The sequence below is a fragment of the Enterobacter sp. 198 genome, assembly GCF_009025585.1.
Lineage (GTDB): Bacteria > Pseudomonadota > Gammaproteobacteria > Enterobacterales > Enterobacteriaceae > Enterobacter > Enterobacter ludwigii.
In genome coordinates, this window is sequence record NZ_WCIM01000030.1 from 711,331 (window position 1) to 726,201 (window position 14,871).

A 14,871-nucleotide genomic window follows, 5' to 3' on the forward strand; every position below is an offset into this window, starting at 1 on the left:
TACTGCAAATGCCTTCTGGCGTCAGCATTGCGGGGGCCGAAGATTGCTCAGAATCCAGGCTAAGAAAGCATGCATAAACATGCAGTCGTAAAAACCGCTATTCATAGGTTGGTCGAAAGAGGGCAACAGAGTAAATTAGCGGCTTTGCGACACGATAAGAGACTGACGTATGGCGAACTGGCACTCCATTGACGAACTGCATGATATTTCCGCAGATTTACCGCGCTTCACCCAGGCGTTCACAGAACTTGCCACCCGCCTTGGTCTGGATATTGCGCCGCTTGAGGCCGATCACATCTCCTTGCGCTGCCATCAGAACGCAACCGCCGAGCGCTGGCGTCGCGGGTTTGAACAGTGTGGCGAGTTACTCTCAGAGAACATCATCAACGGTCGCCCCATTTGCCTGTTCAAACTGCATGAACCGGTGTGCGTGGCTCACTGGCAGTTCAGTGTAGTCGAATTGCCCTGGCCGGGCGAGAAACGCTATCCGCATGAAGGCTGGGAGCATATCGAAATTGTCCTGCCGGGTGAGCCCGAAACGCTGAATGCTCGTGCACTGGCGCTGTTGTCTGACGAGGGGCTGAGCAAGCCTGGCATTTTTGTGAAAACAAGTTCCCCGAAAGGCGAACGTGAGCGTCTGCCTAATCCTACTCTGGCCGTCACTGACGGACAGGTTACCGTGAAGTTCCATCCCTGGACGATTGAACAGATTGTTGCCAGCGAAGCATAAGATGTGACCGTACGCTGAGACCGGGCGTAGCCTGCGTGTCATGATGGTGCGTTAAGTGGATATTAAGGAGGATGTAATGGCGCTGCTGGAGATTTGTTGTTACAGCGTGGAGTGTGCCGTCACCGCGCAACAGCACGGGGCTGACCGCATTGAACTGTGCGCCGCACCCAAAGAGGGTGGGTTAACGCCTTCATACGGGATGCTGAAGTCTGCCCGTCAGGCTGTCACCGTTCCGGTACACCCGATTATTCGTCCTCGCGGCGGCGATTTCTGTTACACGCCGGGCGAGTTCAGTGCCATGCTTGAAGATATCACTCTCGTTGGCGATCTGGGATTCCCCGGCCTGGTTATTGGGTTGCTTGATGAAGACGGCAATGTCGATCTGCCGCGCATGCGTCAGGTCATGAACGCGGCAAAAGGGATGGCGGTCACTTTTCATCGCGCGTTTGATATGTGTAAAGATCCCCTGCAATCCTTTGATATTCTTGCTGAACTTGGCGTGGCGCGGGTCCTGACATCGGGTCAGCAGTCCTCTGCTGAAAAAGGACTGCAATTAATTACGGAACTAAAAGCACATTCCGGTGTTCCAATAATAATGGCGGGTGCGGGAGTACGTGCCAGCAATATGGAACTGTTTTTAAACGCCGGGGTAGAGGAGCTTCACAGCTCTGCAGGCAAATGGATGCCATCGCCCATGCGTTATCGCAACACAGGGTTGTCAATGTCGACGGATGCTGAAGCGGATGAGTATTCACGCTACGGTGTAGAGGGAGAGTCGGTTGCGGTAATGAAATCGATGATTGAACGTCATCACGTGTAGCAACGTACCGATTTTTACCGCGCATCATGTCGCCCAATATGATGCTTGCTTGTACCAGGCCCCTGCAATTTCAACAGGGGCCTTTTTTTATGCCCCTCACCCTAACCCTCTCCCCAAAGAGGAGAGGGACAGTACGGTGCGGTCTTTTCTCCCTCGCCCTTTGGGAAGAGGGCCGGGGGTGGGGGAAAATCTACGGTTTCGTCGCGATCAACACCGCGCGCATTGGCGCAGGATACCCTTCGACAGTCTTGCTGTGGTCTGCCGGGTCGAGGAATTCCGCCAGTGATTCCGTGATCATCCAGTCGGTGCGACGCTGTTCTTCAGTTGACGTTACGCAGACATCGGCAATACGGACATCCACAAAACCGCATTTCTCCAGCCAGTTTTTCAGCGCCGGCGCGGAAGGGATAAAGTAAACGTTCCGCATCTGCGCATAGCGATCGCCCGGCACCAGAACGGTATTTTCATCACCCTCTACCACCAGCGTTTCCAGCACCAGTTCGCCGCCGCTGACCAGCTGATCTTTCAGCTGCCACAGATGTTCGAGTGGGGAGCGGCGGTGGTACAGGACCCCCATCGAAAACACGGTGTCAAACGCCTTCAGGGCAGGGAGCTGTTCAATACCCAACGGCAGCAGGTGCGCGCGCTGGTCGTTACCCAGCAATTTACGCACCGCTTCAAACTGGCACAGGAACAGCTGCATAGGGTCAATCCCCACTGCCAGATGTGCCCCTGCGCCAATCATGCGCCACATGTGGTACCCGCTGCCGCAGCCAACATCCAGAATGGTTCGCCCGGTGAGGTCGGAAAGGTGAGGCAGCACGCGATCCCATTTCCAGTCAGAACGCCATTCAGTATTAATGTTAACGCCATAGAGTGAGAACGGACCTTTGCGCCACGGCATCAGGTTACGCATCAGCGTTTCAATGCGGTTTATCTGCCCGGGCGGAAGCGGCGTTTCGCTTTGCGCGGTAACGCTGTGGAGCAGATCCAGACGGTGCGGGGTCAGTTCCGGCAGAAACTCCACCGCGTTGGACCACTGCTTTAACAGACCATGCTGCTGATCCCGCTGCCAGGCAGCAATTTGTGCAGGCAGCGTCTCCAGCCAGTGGGAGAGGTGGTTTTTGGCAATCAGCTGATAGAAATTACTGAACTCGATCATGCGATGTCCCCACCTTTCAGCGCCACCAGCGAGCCGAAGTTGAAGCACTGGAACCACAGTTCGCTGTGCTCGAAGCCTGCCTGACGCAGGCGTGCTTTATGAGTTTCGACGGAGTCCGTCAGCATCACGTTTTCGAGCATGCTACGTTTCTGGCTAATTTCCAGTTCGCTATAGCCGTTGGCCCGTTTGAAGTCGTGGTGCATATTGAACAGCAGTTCACCCACTTCGGCATCTTCAAAGCTGAATTTCTCGGACAGCACCAGCGCGCCACCGGGCTTCAGGCCTTTATAGATTTTGTCCAGCAACAGCTGACGGTCTTCAGGCACCAGGAACTGCAGAGTAAAATTCAGAACCACCAGCGACGCGTTATTGATGTCGATATCACGGATATCACCTTCCACAACCTCGACTGGCGTCGGGGCTTTATACGCGTCGATGTGGCGACGGCAGCGTTCCACCATGGCCGGGGAGTTATCCACGGCAATGATTTTGCAGCCTTCATGGTGAACGTTACGACGAACAGACAGCGTTGCCGCGCCGAGCGAGCAGCCCAGATCATACACCTGCGTGCCGGGTTGAACGAAGCGCTCAGCCAGCATGCCGATCATAGAGATGATATTGGAATAACCGGGAACAGAGCGCTGGATCATATCCGGGAAGACTTCGGCTACCCGTTCATCAAAGGTCCAGTCGCCCAGGCTGGCGATAGGCGCGGAAAAAAGCGTGTCGCGATCTGACATAACGTAAAAATCCGGGAAAAATAAAGTGGCGTATTGTGCGCTAATGGAAGGAGAAAACCAACTCCCACGGCATATACCAAAGGTTAGCCAGCACCATCAGCAAAAGCGAACACCAGGTCGCGCTCATGCCGGAACGACGCCAGCGGAACAAGCGGTGGTGAAAGCCGTAATAATGCATTAACCGGCCGGCAATCAGAAGCAGGCCGCAGACGTGCACCATCCAGGTTTCCGCGCCGTTCATTTCCATAAACAGCAGCAAAATTAACGCAACGGGGATGTACTCAACCGCGTTACCGTGAATGCGGATAGCGCTCTGTAACTCCGAAAAACCGCCGTCACCGTAAGAAACACGGTACTGCATTCGCAGGCGCACAACATCAAATGAAAACTTAATCAGCAGTAATGCACCTAACACCGCATACAGCGCGCTGACCATACTAACTCCCTGTTTTTGGCAGATGGCACCTTCCTATGATAGGGGCTGATATCAGAAAAGAGAAGATTGTTGTGGGATAGAAGGGGCGTTGCCAACGGACGGAACCGCAGCCTGCAAGGCCTGCCAGAGAACATCGACCAGTTCGGGGGCGTGAGCGATATCCGGCGTATGGAGAAAGAGATACGGCGTGGTGGTTTGCTCCCATTTCGCTAATTTTTGCAGCCAGACGGCGAACATCTCCTGGTTTTGCTGCATATTATCGCTGCCGATAAACCTGACCATCGGGTTTTGCGCGGTGACCACGGCGTGAACAGGCACCCTGGGCTTTTTACGCTGGGCATCAATGATGGCCTCGTTATGCGGAATGGCGCTGTGCACGGGGCGGCTGTCGAGAATCACCCGGTTCACCCCGCGCGCATGTAAGCCACGGTTAAGCGCCGTTTCAGCCTCTCCCTTGGCAAAAAATGCCGCATGTCTCACCTCAACGCCGTAGGTAAAGTCCTTGGGCAGGGTATCAAGAAACTGCCATAGCGCAGGCAGGTCGCGTGGGCTAAAGGTGGCCGGAAGCTGCAACCAGTACTGACCGATGCGGTTCGCCAGCGGCGACATCCGGCCAAAGAACTCGTCGGTCAAATCACCGCAGTTTCGCAGCGCAGCGGTGTGGGAGATCGTCGCCGGAAACTTGAAGCAGAAGCGGAAATCATCGGTCGTCTGGTCGTGCCAGCGCTCAACAATCTCTGCTCTGGGTAACGCGTAGAGAGTGGTATTGCCCTCGACGCAGTTGAAATGACGGGCATACTCTTCAAGGCTGGTAATACCCAGGCGCACCCATTTCGGGTGCGACCACTGGGGCAGGCCAAGGTAGATCATAGGGCGCTTATAATGTCGTCCGTGCTACGCACGCGGCCAATGCGCGGGAATATGTGGGTCATACTGCTCTGGTGCTGCTCCGCAGACGCTGCGCTGCATGCATCTTCAGCAATCACCAGGTTAAAGCCCAGCTCCCAGGCGTTTCGGGCGGTGGATTCCACGCCAATGTTGGTGGAGATCCCACAGAGAATCAGGGTGTCGATACCGCGCCGACGCAGCTGCAGCTCAAGATCGGTGCCGTAGAATGCGCCCCACTGGCGTTTGGTCACTTCGATATCGCTGTCCCGTTTGCCGAGCGAAACCGGATAGGTCCACCAGTTTTCAGGTAGTGAATGTGCTGCAACCTGAGCATCGACAGGCTGTTTTAAGGCCTCAGCGAAATCCGCTGACCAGCCAACGCGCACCATGATCACAGGGGCGCCGCTGGCACGGCATTTTTCTGCCAGACGCGCGGCGCGGCTGACAACATCTTCGGCGCTGTGCGGGCCTCCGGCAAACGGCAGGATCCCTTCCTGTAAATCAATCACCACAAGCGCGGTTTTGCGGGCATTAAGTGTTAACATGGTAACTCCAGTGAAATGAGTCGCTTCCGCTACACCTTACGACGTAATGACCTGTTATCGGTCGGATAATTTTGTTAATTTTTGTGAGAATACACAATAAGCGCGCAGCAAACGACCGTCTGGCCGTGGTTCGCTCTTATCGTCTGGCGGAATTTCCAGTATAATAGCCGCCTTTTTTCATCCAGTTGTGACATACAGAAAGCTGCGACATAGTAGCCTGCATTCCAGGCGACATTTAGCCTGCGGCTAATTAAGGGATATCTCATGCGTACAGAATATTGCGGGCAGCTGCGTCAGTCCCACGTTGGACAGCAGGTAACCCTGTGTGGTTGGGTCAATCGTCGTCGTGATCTTGGGAGCCTTATCTTCATCGATATGCGCGACCGCGAAGGTATCGTTCAGGTGTTCTTCGACCCAGATCGCGCAGATGCGTTGAAGCTGGCTTCTGAGCTGCGTAATGAGTTCTGCATTCAGGTCACCGGCACCGTACGTGCGCGTGACGAGAAAAACGTTAACGCAGACATGGCGACCGGCGCAATTGAAGTGCTGGCGTCGGATCTGGTTATCATCAACCGTGCTGAAGCGCTGCCGCTGGACTCCAACCACGTCAACACTGAAGAAGCGCGTCTGAAATACCGCTATCTGGACCTGCGTCGTCCGGAAATGGCTCAGCGCCTGAAAACCCGTGCGAAAATCACCAGCCTGGTGCGTCGCTTTATGGATGACCACGGTTTCCTCGACATCGAAACCCCGATGCTGACCAAAGCCACGCCGGAAGGCGCGCGCGATTACCTGGTTCCATCCCGTGTACACAAAGGCAAATTCTACGCGCTGCCACAGTCTCCTCAGCTGTTTAAACAGCTGCTGATGATGTCCGGCTTCGATCGCTACTATCAGATTGTAAAATGCTTCCGCGACGAAGACCTGCGTGCTGATCGTCAGCCAGAATTTACCCAGATCGATGTGGAAACCTCCTTCATGACGGCCGAGCAGGTGCGTGAAGTGATGGAAGCCCTGGTGCGCAGTCTGTGGAATGACGTGAAAGGCGTGGAACTGGGTGATTTCCCCATCATGACCTTCGCTGAAGCTGAACGTCGCTACGGTTCTGACAAACCAGACCTGCGTAACCCGATGGAGCTGGTGGACGTTGCAGACCTGGTGAAATCCGTTGAGTTCGCGGTATTTGCCGGCCCGGCTAACGATCCAAAAGGTCGCGTGGCTGCCCTGCGTGTACCGGGCGGTGCGGCGCTGAGCCGTAAGCAGATTGACGATTACGGCAACTTCATCAAGATCTACGGCGCGAAAGGTCTGGCCTATATTAAAGTGACCGAACGTGCGAAAGGTCTGGAAGGCATTACCAGCCCGGTGGCGAAATTCCTGAACGCGGAAATCGTGGAAGCGATCCTCGAGCGCACGGGCGCACAGGATGGCGACATGATCTTCTTTGGCGCAGACAACAAGAAAATCGTTGCTGACGCGATGGGCGCGCTGCGCCTGAAGCTGGGTAAAGACCTGAGCCTGACGGACGAGAGCAAATGGGCTCCGCTGTGGGTAATCGACTTCCCAATGTTCGAAGACGACGGTGAAGGCGGCCTGACCGCAATGCACCACCCGTTCACCTCGCCAAAAGACATGACGGCGGCAGAGCTGAAAGCGGCACCGGAAGATGCGGTAGCAAACGCGTATGACATGGTTATCAACGGCTACGAAGTGGGTGGCGGTTCCGTGCGTATTCACAGCGGAGAAATGCAGCAAACCGTGTTTGGTATTCTGGGAATTAACGAGCACGAACAGCGCGAGAAATTCGGCTTCCTGCTGGACGCTCTGAAATACGGTACGCCGCCACACGCGGGTCTGGCATTCGGTCTTGACCGTTTGACCATGCTGCTGACCGGCACCGACAACATTCGTGATGTTATCGCCTTCCCGAAAACCACGGCTGCGGCCTGTCTGATGACGGAAGCCCCAAGCTTTGCCAACCCGGCCGCGCTGGCTGAGCTGGGCATTCAGGTGCTTCCGAAAGCTTCAAAAGAGATTTCGGAGAACGAATAATATGCAGTATAAGCGTCCCGTTTCGGTTCTGGTTGTCATTTATGCAGAAGATACGAAACGGGTGCTGATGTTGCAGCGGCGCGATGACCCTGATTTCTGGCAGTCGGTTACCGGCAGCCTGGAAGAGGGGGAGACCGCGTCGCAGGCCGCCGCGCGCGAAGTGAAGGAAGAGGTCACCATTGACGTTGCTTGCGAGCAACTGACCCTGAAGGACTGTCAGCGCACGGTGGAGTTTGAAATTTTTAGCCATTTACGTCATCGCTATGCGCCGGGTATTGAGCGCAATACGGAATCGTGGTTCTGTCTCGCGCTCCCCCATGAACGGGAGATCGTGTTTACCGAACACCTGACCTACCGCTGGGTGGATGCGGCGGATGCCGCTGCACTGACCAAATCGTGGAGCAACCGGCAGGCGATTGAAGAATTTGTAATTAACGTAGCCTGAAAAGGCGCGCTCTTTGAGGAAATTTTTATGGCAGGTCATAGTAAGTGGGCCAACACCAAACACCGCAAAGCGGCACAGGATGCCAAGCGCGGTAAAATCTTCACCAAAATTATTCGTGAGCTGGTTACAGCGGCACGTCTGGGCGGCGGCGATGCGGCGTCTAACCCGCGTCTGCGCGCGGCAGTGGATAAAGCCCTGTCCAACAACATGACGCGTGACACCCTGAACCGTGCTATCGCTCGTGGCGTAGGCGGTGATGAAGACGCGAACATGGAAACCATCATTTATGAAGGTTACGGTCCTGGCGGTACGGCGGTGATGGTTGAATGTCTGTCCGACAACCGTAACCGTACCGTAGCGGAAGTGCGTCATGCCTTCAGCAAATGCGGTGGTAACCTGGGCACTGACGGCTCCGTGGCCTATCTGTTCAGCAAAAAAGGCGTCATCTCCTTCGAGAAAGGCGACGAAGACGTAATCATGGAAGCGGCGCTGGAAGCCGGTGCAGAAGACGTTGTGACCTATGATGATGGCGCAATCGACGTCTACACCGCGTGGGAAGAGATGGGCGCGGTACGTGACGCGCTGGAAGCGGCGGGTCTGAAAGCAGACAACGCTGAAGTTTCCATGATCCCGTCAACCAAAGCGGACATGGATGCAGAAACGGCACCTAAACTGCTGCGTCTGATCGACATGCTCGAAGACTGCGACGACGTGCAGGAAGTGTATCATAACGGTGAAATCTCTGATGAGGTTGCAGCGACTCTCTGATGAGAGCGTATAAACCGTTTACGGGAGACGCGTGATGTCGATTATCCTCGGGATTGACCCCGGCTCGCGCGTCACCGGTTATGGCGTCATCCGGCAGGTAGGGCGCCAGTTAACCTACCTTGGCAGCGGCTGTATTCGGACCAAAGTGGACGATCTGCCGTCGCGCCTGAAGCTAATCTATGCTGGCGTGTCGGAGATCATCACCCAGTTTCAGCCCGACTTTTTTGCCATTGAGCAGGTCTTTATGGCGAAAAACGCCGATTCAGCGTTAAAACTGGGTCAGGCACGGGGCGTTGCCATCGTTGCGGCGGTGAATCAGGATCTTCCGGTGTTCGAATACGCAGCCAGACAGGTCAAACAGACCGTCGTGGGGATTGGTAGCGCGGAGAAAAGTCAGGTGCAGCATATGGTGCGCACGCTTCTGAAGCTTCCCGCGAACCCGCAGGCAGACGCCGCCGATGCGCTGGCGATAGCCATTACCCACTGTCATATAAGCCAGAACGCGATTCAGATGAGCGAATCGCGGCTTAATCTGGCGCGAGGCAGGTTACGATAATGACAAATCAGGCTGGATGTTTATCCAGCCTTTTTTTATTATGTCGGCAGTTAATTTCTTCCAGAACGCAGGAGCGTCACGTGATAGGCAGACTCAGAGGCATCATCATTGAAAAACAACCCCCGTTAGTGCTGCTGGAAGTCGGTGGCGTGGGCTATGAAGTCCATATGCCGATGACTTGCTTCTATGAGTTGCCGGATGCGGGCAAAGAGGCGATTGTCTTTACCCAGTTTGTGGTGCGTGAAGATGCCCAGTTGCTGTATGGCTTCAATAACAAACAGGAACGGATGCTGTTTCGCGAGCTGATCAAAACTAACGGCGTAGGGCCGAAGCTGGCGCTGGCTATTTTGTCCGGCATGTCCGCTCCACAGTTCGTCAATGCCGTTGAGCGCGAAGATCCTGCTGCGCTGATTAAACTCCCGGGTATCGGCAAGAAAACCGCGGAGCGTCTGATTGTCGAGATGAAAGACCGCTTTAAAGGTCTGCATGGCGATCTGTTCACGCTTGCCGCTGATCTGGTGCTTACCTCGCCGGGCGCGCAAGCCTCTGACGATGCTGAACAGGAAGCGGTTGCTGCGCTGGTGGCGCTGGGATATAAACCTCAGGAGGCCAGCCGGATGGTGAGCAAAATTGCCAAACCGGATGCCAGCAGTGAAACCCTGATTCGTGAAGCGCTACGCGCGGCATTGTGAGGTAAAGGATGATTGAAGCAGATCGCCTGGTATCGGCAGGCACCCTTCAGGCAGAAGACGTGGTGGATCGCGCCATCCGCCCGAAACTGCTTGATGAGTATATTGGCCAGCCGCAGGTTCGTTCTCAGATGGAGATCTTCATCCAGGCGGCAAAACTGCGCGGCGATGCACTCGATCACCTGCTGATTTTTGGCCCTCCCGGTCTGGGGAAAACCACGCTGGCGAACATTGTCGCCAATGAAATGGGCGTTAACCTGCGCACAACCTCTGGCCCGGTACTGGAAAAAGCGGGCGATCTGGCGGCAATGTTGACCAACCTTGAACCGCATGACGTGCTGTTTATCGATGAGATCCACCGTCTGTCGCCGGTTGTGGAAGAGGTGCTCTATCCGGCGATGGAAGATTACCAGCTGGACATCATGATCGGGGAAGGTCCGGCAGCACGTTCCATCAAAATCGATCTGCCTCCGTTTACCCTGATTGGCGCGACGACGCGTGCCGGGTCATTGACCTCTCCGCTTCGCGATCGTTTTGGTATCGTTCAGCGTCTGGAGTTCTATCAGGTTGCGGATCTTCAGCATATCGTTGGCCGCAGTGCCCGCTATATGGGGCTGGAGATGAGCGAGGAAGGGGCGTTTGAGGTAGCGAAGCGCTCCCGGGGGACGCCGCGTATTGCGAACCGCCTGTTGCGTCGCGTACGTGACTTTTCCGAAGTAAAGCACGATGGCACGATCTCGGCTGAGATTGCAGCGCAGGCGCTGGATATGCTGAATGTGGATGCCGAAGGCTTTGACTACATGGACCGTAAGCTGTTGCTGGCGGTACTGGATAAGTTCTTTGGCGGTCCGGTCGGACTGGATAACCTGGCGGCAGCGATTGGTGAAGAGCGCGAGACAATTGAAGATGTGCTTGAGCCGTATCTGATCCAGCAGGGTTTCTTGCAACGTACCCCGCGCGGTCGTATGGCAACGGTGCGGGCGTGGAACCATTTTGGTATTACCCCGCCAGCGATGCCGTAGCAGAGGTCCCCTCTCCCGGGTGGGAGAGGGGAGAGGCGATCAGCTTGCAGGCTTCTTCATCATACTGAAGATAAACAGCAGCGCCCCACACAGCACCACAGACGGGCCGGCAGGGGTATCGTAGAACGCCGAGAAGGTTAACCCTCCCGTTACCGCAATCATCCCGATGATAACCGCCACACCGGCCATTTGCTCCGGCGTACGGGCAAAACGACGCGCAGTGGCCGCGGGGATAATCAGCAGGGAAGTGATGATCAGCGCGCCGACGAATTTCATCGCCACACCAATCGTTAACGCCGTCACCAGCATCAGCAACAGCTTCACGCGCTGCAGCTTCACGCCGTCGACAAACGCCAGATCCGGGCTGACGGTCATCGCCAGCAAATTACGCCACTGCCAGAGCAGAATACCCAGCACGACCACCACACCAGCGGCGATGCAGATCAGATCTTCAGGCGTCACGGCCAGCAGGTCACCGAACAGGTAGGCCATCAGATCAACACGAATGTTCGACATCAGGCTCACGACCACCAGACCCAGCGACAGGGCGCTGTGGGCCATAATACCAAGCAGCGTATCGATGGCGAGGTGAGGGCGCTTTTCCAGCCATACCAGCCCTGCGGCCAGCAGCAGCGTGACCACAATCACCGCGTAGAAGGGATTCACGTCCAGTAACAGGCCAAAGGCAACGCCCAGCAGAGACGCGTGTGCCAGCGTATCGCCAAAATAGGACATTCTGCGCCACACCACAAACGAGCCCAGTGGGCCCGCGGCACAGGCAAGCATAATCCCGGCCAGCCAGCCGGGCAGTAACAGTTCAATCATGAGTGTCCATTTCCCCGGCGCAGGACAATTCGTCCCTGTAAATCATGGCGGTGATTGTGATGATGGCGATAAATTCCCAGCTGCTCAGCGCCGCGAGGGCCGAACATGGAGATGAATTCAGGGTGCATTGACACCACTTCCGGCGTGCCGGAACAGCAGATGTGATGGTTAAGGCACAGCACTTCGTCGGTCTTGGCCATCACCAGATGGAGATCGTGGGAAACCATCAGCACCGCACAGTTGAGTTCGCGGCGTAGCTGGTCGATTAAATCATAAAGTGCGACCTGACCATTGACGTCCACACCCTGCGTCGGCTCATCCAGCACCAGAAGCTGTGGGCTGCTCAACAGGGCGCGGGCAAGCAATACGCGCTGGGTTTCACCCCCGGACAGTTTCTGCAGCGGGGCATCAATCAGATGGCCTGCCTGCACGCGTTTCAGCGCCGGAAGAATATCGGCTTTATGTGTCCCGGGGCGCAGACGCAGGAAGCGGCTAACCGTCAGCGGCAGCGTGGCGTCGAGGTGGAGTTTTTGCGGTACATAGCCGATGCGTAATTTTTCCTCACGGCGGATAATCCCTTCGTCAGGTGTTACCAGACCCAGCACCACGCGCACCAGGGTGGATTTCCCTGCGCCATTGGGGCCGAGCAGCGTCAGAATTTTGCCGGGTTTCAGATCCAGCGACACGTCAGAGAGGACGCGGCGTTGGCCAAATGAGACCGAAATATTGTCGAGAGAAACCAAAGTTGTCATGTCAATTAAGCTTGCAGAAGTCAACGAATGTTATAATATCACATCCCACGCATTCATTACGATGATTAGTCGCATTATGTTACATAAAAATACGCTTCTTTTCGCAGCATTATCCGCTGCCCTTTGGGGTTCAACAGCACAAGATGTTAACGCTGCTGTTGTCGCTTCGCTTAAACCGCTCGGTTTCATTGCTTCCGCGATTGCAGATGGGGTTACTGACACCCAGGTTCTGCTCCCTGATGGGGCTTCCGAGCATGATTATTCCCTGCGTCCATCCGATGTAAAACGCTTACAAAACGCGGACTTAGTTGTCTGGATTGGCCCAGAGATGGAAGCGTTTATGCAGAAGTCGGCAAAACAGGTGCCGGGCGAAAAACAGGTCGCCATTGCCGAACTCCCGGGCGTGAAACCGTTGCTCATGAAAGGGGCTGACGACGACGGTGATGAACATGATGCCGGACACGCCGACGGCGAAAAAGGTGATGGGGATCACCATCACGGCGAGTACAACATGCATCTTTGGCTTTCCCCAGAGATAGCGCGGCTTTCGGCGGTTGCAATCCATGACAAATTAGTGGAACTTATGCCGCAAAGTCGAGCCAAACTAGACGCCAACCTGAAGGATTTTGAGGCACAATTAGCCGCAACCGATAAGCAGGTGGGTAATGAGCTCGCACCGTTGAAAGGAAAAGGGTATTTCGTTTTTCATGACGCCTATGGCTATTACGAGAAACACTACGGCCTGACCCCGCTGGGGCACTTTACCGTCAACCCTGAAATTCAACCTGGTGCGCAGCGTTTACATGAAATCAGAACACAGTTGGTTGAGCAGAAAGCGACATGCGTTTTTGCTGAGCCACAGTTCAGGCCAGCGGTCGTAGAAGCCGTGGCCAGGGGAACATCCGTGCGCATGGGAACCCTTGACCCGCTAGGAACGAATATCCAGTTGAGCAAAGCGAGCTATTCGCAGTTTCTCAGCCAACTGGCGAACCAGTATGCGAGCTGCCTGAAAGGAGATTAACGAGGAAGTGAATACGTGCAACAGATAGCCCGCTCTGTCGCCCTGGCATTTAACAATCTGCCTCGACCCCATCGCGTTATGCTGGGGTCTCTTACAGTTCTCACGTTAGCGGTCGCCGTCTGGCGGCCCTATGTTTACCATCCGAGTTCTGCCCCAATCATCAAAACCATCGAGCTTGAGAAGAGCGAGATCCGCTCTCTCCTCCCTGAGGCCAGTGAACCTATCGACCAGGCGGCTCAGGAAGATGAAGCCATCCCGCAGGATGAGCTGGACGATAAAACCGAGAATGAAGCGGGGATCCACGAATATGTCGTTTCGACGGGTGATACGTTAAGCAGCGTTCTGAACCAGTACGGTATCGACATGGGAAACATCAGCCAGCTGGCGGCGGCTGATAAAGATCTTCGTAATCTGAAAATTGGTCAACAGCTCTCCTGGACGTTAACCGCTGATGGCGATCTGCAACGCCTGACCTGGGAAATGTCCCGTCGCGAAACCCGCACCTACGATCGCACTGCAAACGGTTTCAAGATGACCAGTGAAATGCAGAAAGGCGACTGGGTGAACAGCGTGATGAAAGGGACCGTAGGCGCAAGCTTTGTCTCCAGCGCGCGCGATGCGGGGCTGACCAGCGCCGAGATCAGCTCGGTAATCAAAGCTATGCAGTGGCAAATGGACTTCCGCAAACTGAAGAAAGGCGATGAATTCTCCGTTCTCATGTCCCGTGAAATGCTTGACGGCAAGCGTGAGCAGAGCCAACTGGTGGGCGTGCGTTTGCGCTCTGATGGCAAAGATTACTACGCCATTCGTGCCGAAGACGGTAAGTTCTACGACCGCAGCGGTACCGGGCTTGCGAAGGGGTTCCTGCGCTTCCCGACGGCTAAACAATTCCGTGTCTCATCCAACTTTAACCCGCGCCGTCTGAACCCGGTCACCGGGCGCGTTGCGCCGCACCGTGGCGTTGACTTTGCCATGCCGCAGGGGACACCTGTGCTGGCTGTGGGTGATGGCGAAGTGGTGATTGCAAAACGTAGCGGTGCAGCCGGGTATTATGTCGCGGTGCGTCATGGTCGTACCTACACCACCCGCTATATGCACCTGCGTAAGCTACTGGTTAAGCCGGGACAGAAAGTGAAACGTGGCGACCGTATCGCGCTCTCCGGGAATACCGGGCGCTCTACCGGGCCGCATTTGCACTATGAGGTATGGATTAACCAACAGGCAGTGAACCCGCTTACGGCGAAACTGCCGCGTACCGAAGGCCTGACAGGTAAAGATCGTTCCGATTACCTGGCGCAGGTGAAAGAGGTGATTCCGCAGCTGCGCTTTGATTAAGCCCTCTGTTTTGTGAAAAAGCCGGCCTCAGTATGTGCCGGCTTTTTGTTTTGTGCGCGAGCGGCTGCCTCGCTACACTATCTGA

The 14,871-nt window shown here is 55.5% G+C and carries 17 protein-coding genes; 10 read left to right on the top strand and 7 right to left on the bottom strand.

The window, feature by feature from the left end; all coding sequences use genetic code 11:
• The first annotated feature begins 169 nt into the window (after positions 1 to 169).
• A complete protein-coding gene (locus tag F8561_RS21665) occupies positions 170 to 730 on the top strand; it encodes a VOC family protein (RefSeq protein ID WP_014170652.1) in 561 nt (186 codons plus the stop codon).
• Positions 731 to 806: 76 nt separating this feature from the next.
• Positions 807 to 1,550 carry a copper homeostasis protein CutC gene (gene cutC / locus F8561_RS21670; protein ID WP_121339431.1) on the top strand — a complete coding sequence of 248 codons (744 nt, stop codon included), beginning with the start codon at positions 807 to 809 and terminating at the stop codon, positions 1,548 to 1,550.
• Positions 1,551 to 1,740: 190 nt separating this feature from the next.
• Here cutC and cmoB read toward each other — a convergent pair whose 3' ends face one another.
• Genes cmoB through F8561_RS21695 form a run of 5 tightly spaced genes read right to left on the bottom strand, consistent with a single transcriptional unit; the run spans position 1,741 to position 5,321 of the window.
• Entirely contained in the window at positions 1,741 to 2,712 is a 972-nt protein-coding gene (cmoB, locus tag F8561_RS21675) for a tRNA 5-methoxyuridine(34)/uridine 5-oxyacetic acid(34) synthase CmoB (protein ID WP_020883389.1), read from the bottom strand.
• A complete protein-coding gene (gene cmoA / locus F8561_RS21680; protein WP_020883390.1) occupies positions 2,709 to 3,452 on the bottom strand; it encodes a carboxy-S-adenosyl-L-methionine synthase CmoA in 744 nt (247 codons plus the stop codon). Before cmoA ends, cmoB begins: the two co-directional genes overlap by 4 nt.
• Positions 3,453 to 3,492: 40 nt before the next feature.
• Complete coding sequence (locus tag F8561_RS21685; protein ID WP_020883391.1) at positions 3,493 to 3,888, bottom strand: MAPEG family protein; 396 nt, start codon at positions 3,886 to 3,888, stop codon at positions 3,493 to 3,495.
• Positions 3,889 to 3,939: 51 nt separating this feature from the next.
• Positions 3,940 to 4,758 carry a DUF72 domain-containing protein gene (locus tag F8561_RS21690; protein ID WP_151712416.1) on the bottom strand — a complete coding sequence of 273 codons (819 nt, stop codon included), beginning with the start codon at positions 4,756 to 4,758 and terminating at the stop codon, positions 3,940 to 3,942.
• A complete protein-coding gene (locus F8561_RS21695) occupies positions 4,755 to 5,321 on the bottom strand; it encodes a hydrolase (RefSeq protein ID WP_063156573.1) in 567 nt (188 codons plus the stop codon). Before F8561_RS21695 ends, F8561_RS21690 begins: the two co-directional genes overlap by 4 nt.
• A gap of 264 nt (positions 5,322 to 5,585) precedes the next feature.
• Here F8561_RS21695 and aspS point away from each other — a divergent pair, with 264 nt between their 5' ends.
• From aspS to ruvB, 6 genes are all read left to right on the top strand, one after another.
• Positions 5,586 to 7,373 carry an aspartate--tRNA ligase gene (gene aspS / locus F8561_RS21700; protein ID WP_032678430.1) on the top strand — a complete coding sequence of 596 codons (1,788 nt, stop codon included), beginning with the start codon at positions 5,586 to 5,588 and terminating at the stop codon, positions 7,371 to 7,373.
• 1 nt (position 7,374) lies between these two features.
• Positions 7,375 to 7,818: a dihydroneopterin triphosphate diphosphatase gene (gene nudB / locus F8561_RS21705; protein ID WP_014170644.1), complete on the top strand. Its 444-nt coding sequence runs from the start codon at positions 7,375 to 7,377 to the stop codon at positions 7,816 to 7,818.
• Between the two features lie 27 nt (positions 7,819 to 7,845).
• A complete protein-coding gene (locus F8561_RS21710; RefSeq protein WP_014170643.1) occupies positions 7,846 to 8,586 on the top strand; it encodes a YebC/PmpR family DNA-binding transcriptional regulator in 741 nt (246 codons plus the stop codon).
• 34 nt (positions 8,587 to 8,620) lie between these two features.
• Entirely contained in the window at positions 8,621 to 9,142 is a 522-nt protein-coding gene (gene ruvC, locus F8561_RS21715; protein ID WP_020883394.1) for a crossover junction endodeoxyribonuclease RuvC, read from the top strand.
• Positions 9,143 to 9,222: 80 nt separating this feature from the next.
• Positions 9,223 to 9,834, top strand: a complete 612-nt coding sequence (ruvA, locus tag F8561_RS21720; RefSeq protein WP_151887929.1) for a Holliday junction branch migration protein RuvA — start codon at positions 9,223 to 9,225, stop codon at positions 9,832 to 9,834.
• An 8-nt stretch (positions 9,835 to 9,842) separates the two neighbouring features.
• The gene (ruvB, locus tag F8561_RS21725) at positions 9,843 to 10,853 is read left to right on the top strand and encodes a Holliday junction branch migration DNA helicase RuvB (protein ID WP_014170640.1); all 1,011 of its coding nucleotides are present in this window, start codon (positions 9,843 to 9,845) and stop codon (positions 10,851 to 10,853) included.
• A gap of 39 nt (positions 10,854 to 10,892) precedes the next feature.
• On the opposite strand, the gene znuB is transcribed toward ruvB, so the two are convergent.
• Entirely contained in the window at positions 10,893 to 11,678 is a 786-nt protein-coding gene (znuB, locus tag F8561_RS21730; RefSeq protein ID WP_151887930.1) for a zinc ABC transporter permease subunit ZnuB, read from the bottom strand.
• Entirely contained in the window at positions 11,675 to 12,430 is a 756-nt protein-coding gene (gene znuC / locus F8561_RS21735) for a zinc ABC transporter ATP-binding protein ZnuC (protein ID WP_020883396.1), read from the bottom strand. The genes znuB and znuC overlap by 4 nt, the downstream gene beginning before the upstream one ends.
• A 76-nt stretch (positions 12,431 to 12,506) precedes the next feature.
• Here znuC and znuA point away from each other — a divergent pair, with 76 nt between their 5' ends.
• Both znuA and mepM read left to right on the top strand, forming a co-directional pair.
• On the top strand, positions 12,507 to 13,451 hold the full coding sequence (gene znuA, locus F8561_RS21740) for a zinc ABC transporter substrate-binding protein ZnuA (protein ID WP_025203849.1): 945 nt from the start codon (positions 12,507 to 12,509) through the stop codon (positions 13,449 to 13,451).
• A 15-nt stretch (positions 13,452 to 13,466) separates the two neighbouring features.
• Complete coding sequence (mepM, locus tag F8561_RS21745; RefSeq protein WP_014170636.1) at positions 13,467 to 14,786, top strand: murein DD-endopeptidase MepM; 1,320 nt, start codon at positions 13,467 to 13,469, stop codon at positions 14,784 to 14,786.
• The last annotated feature ends 85 nt before the right edge of the window (positions 14,787 to 14,871 follow it).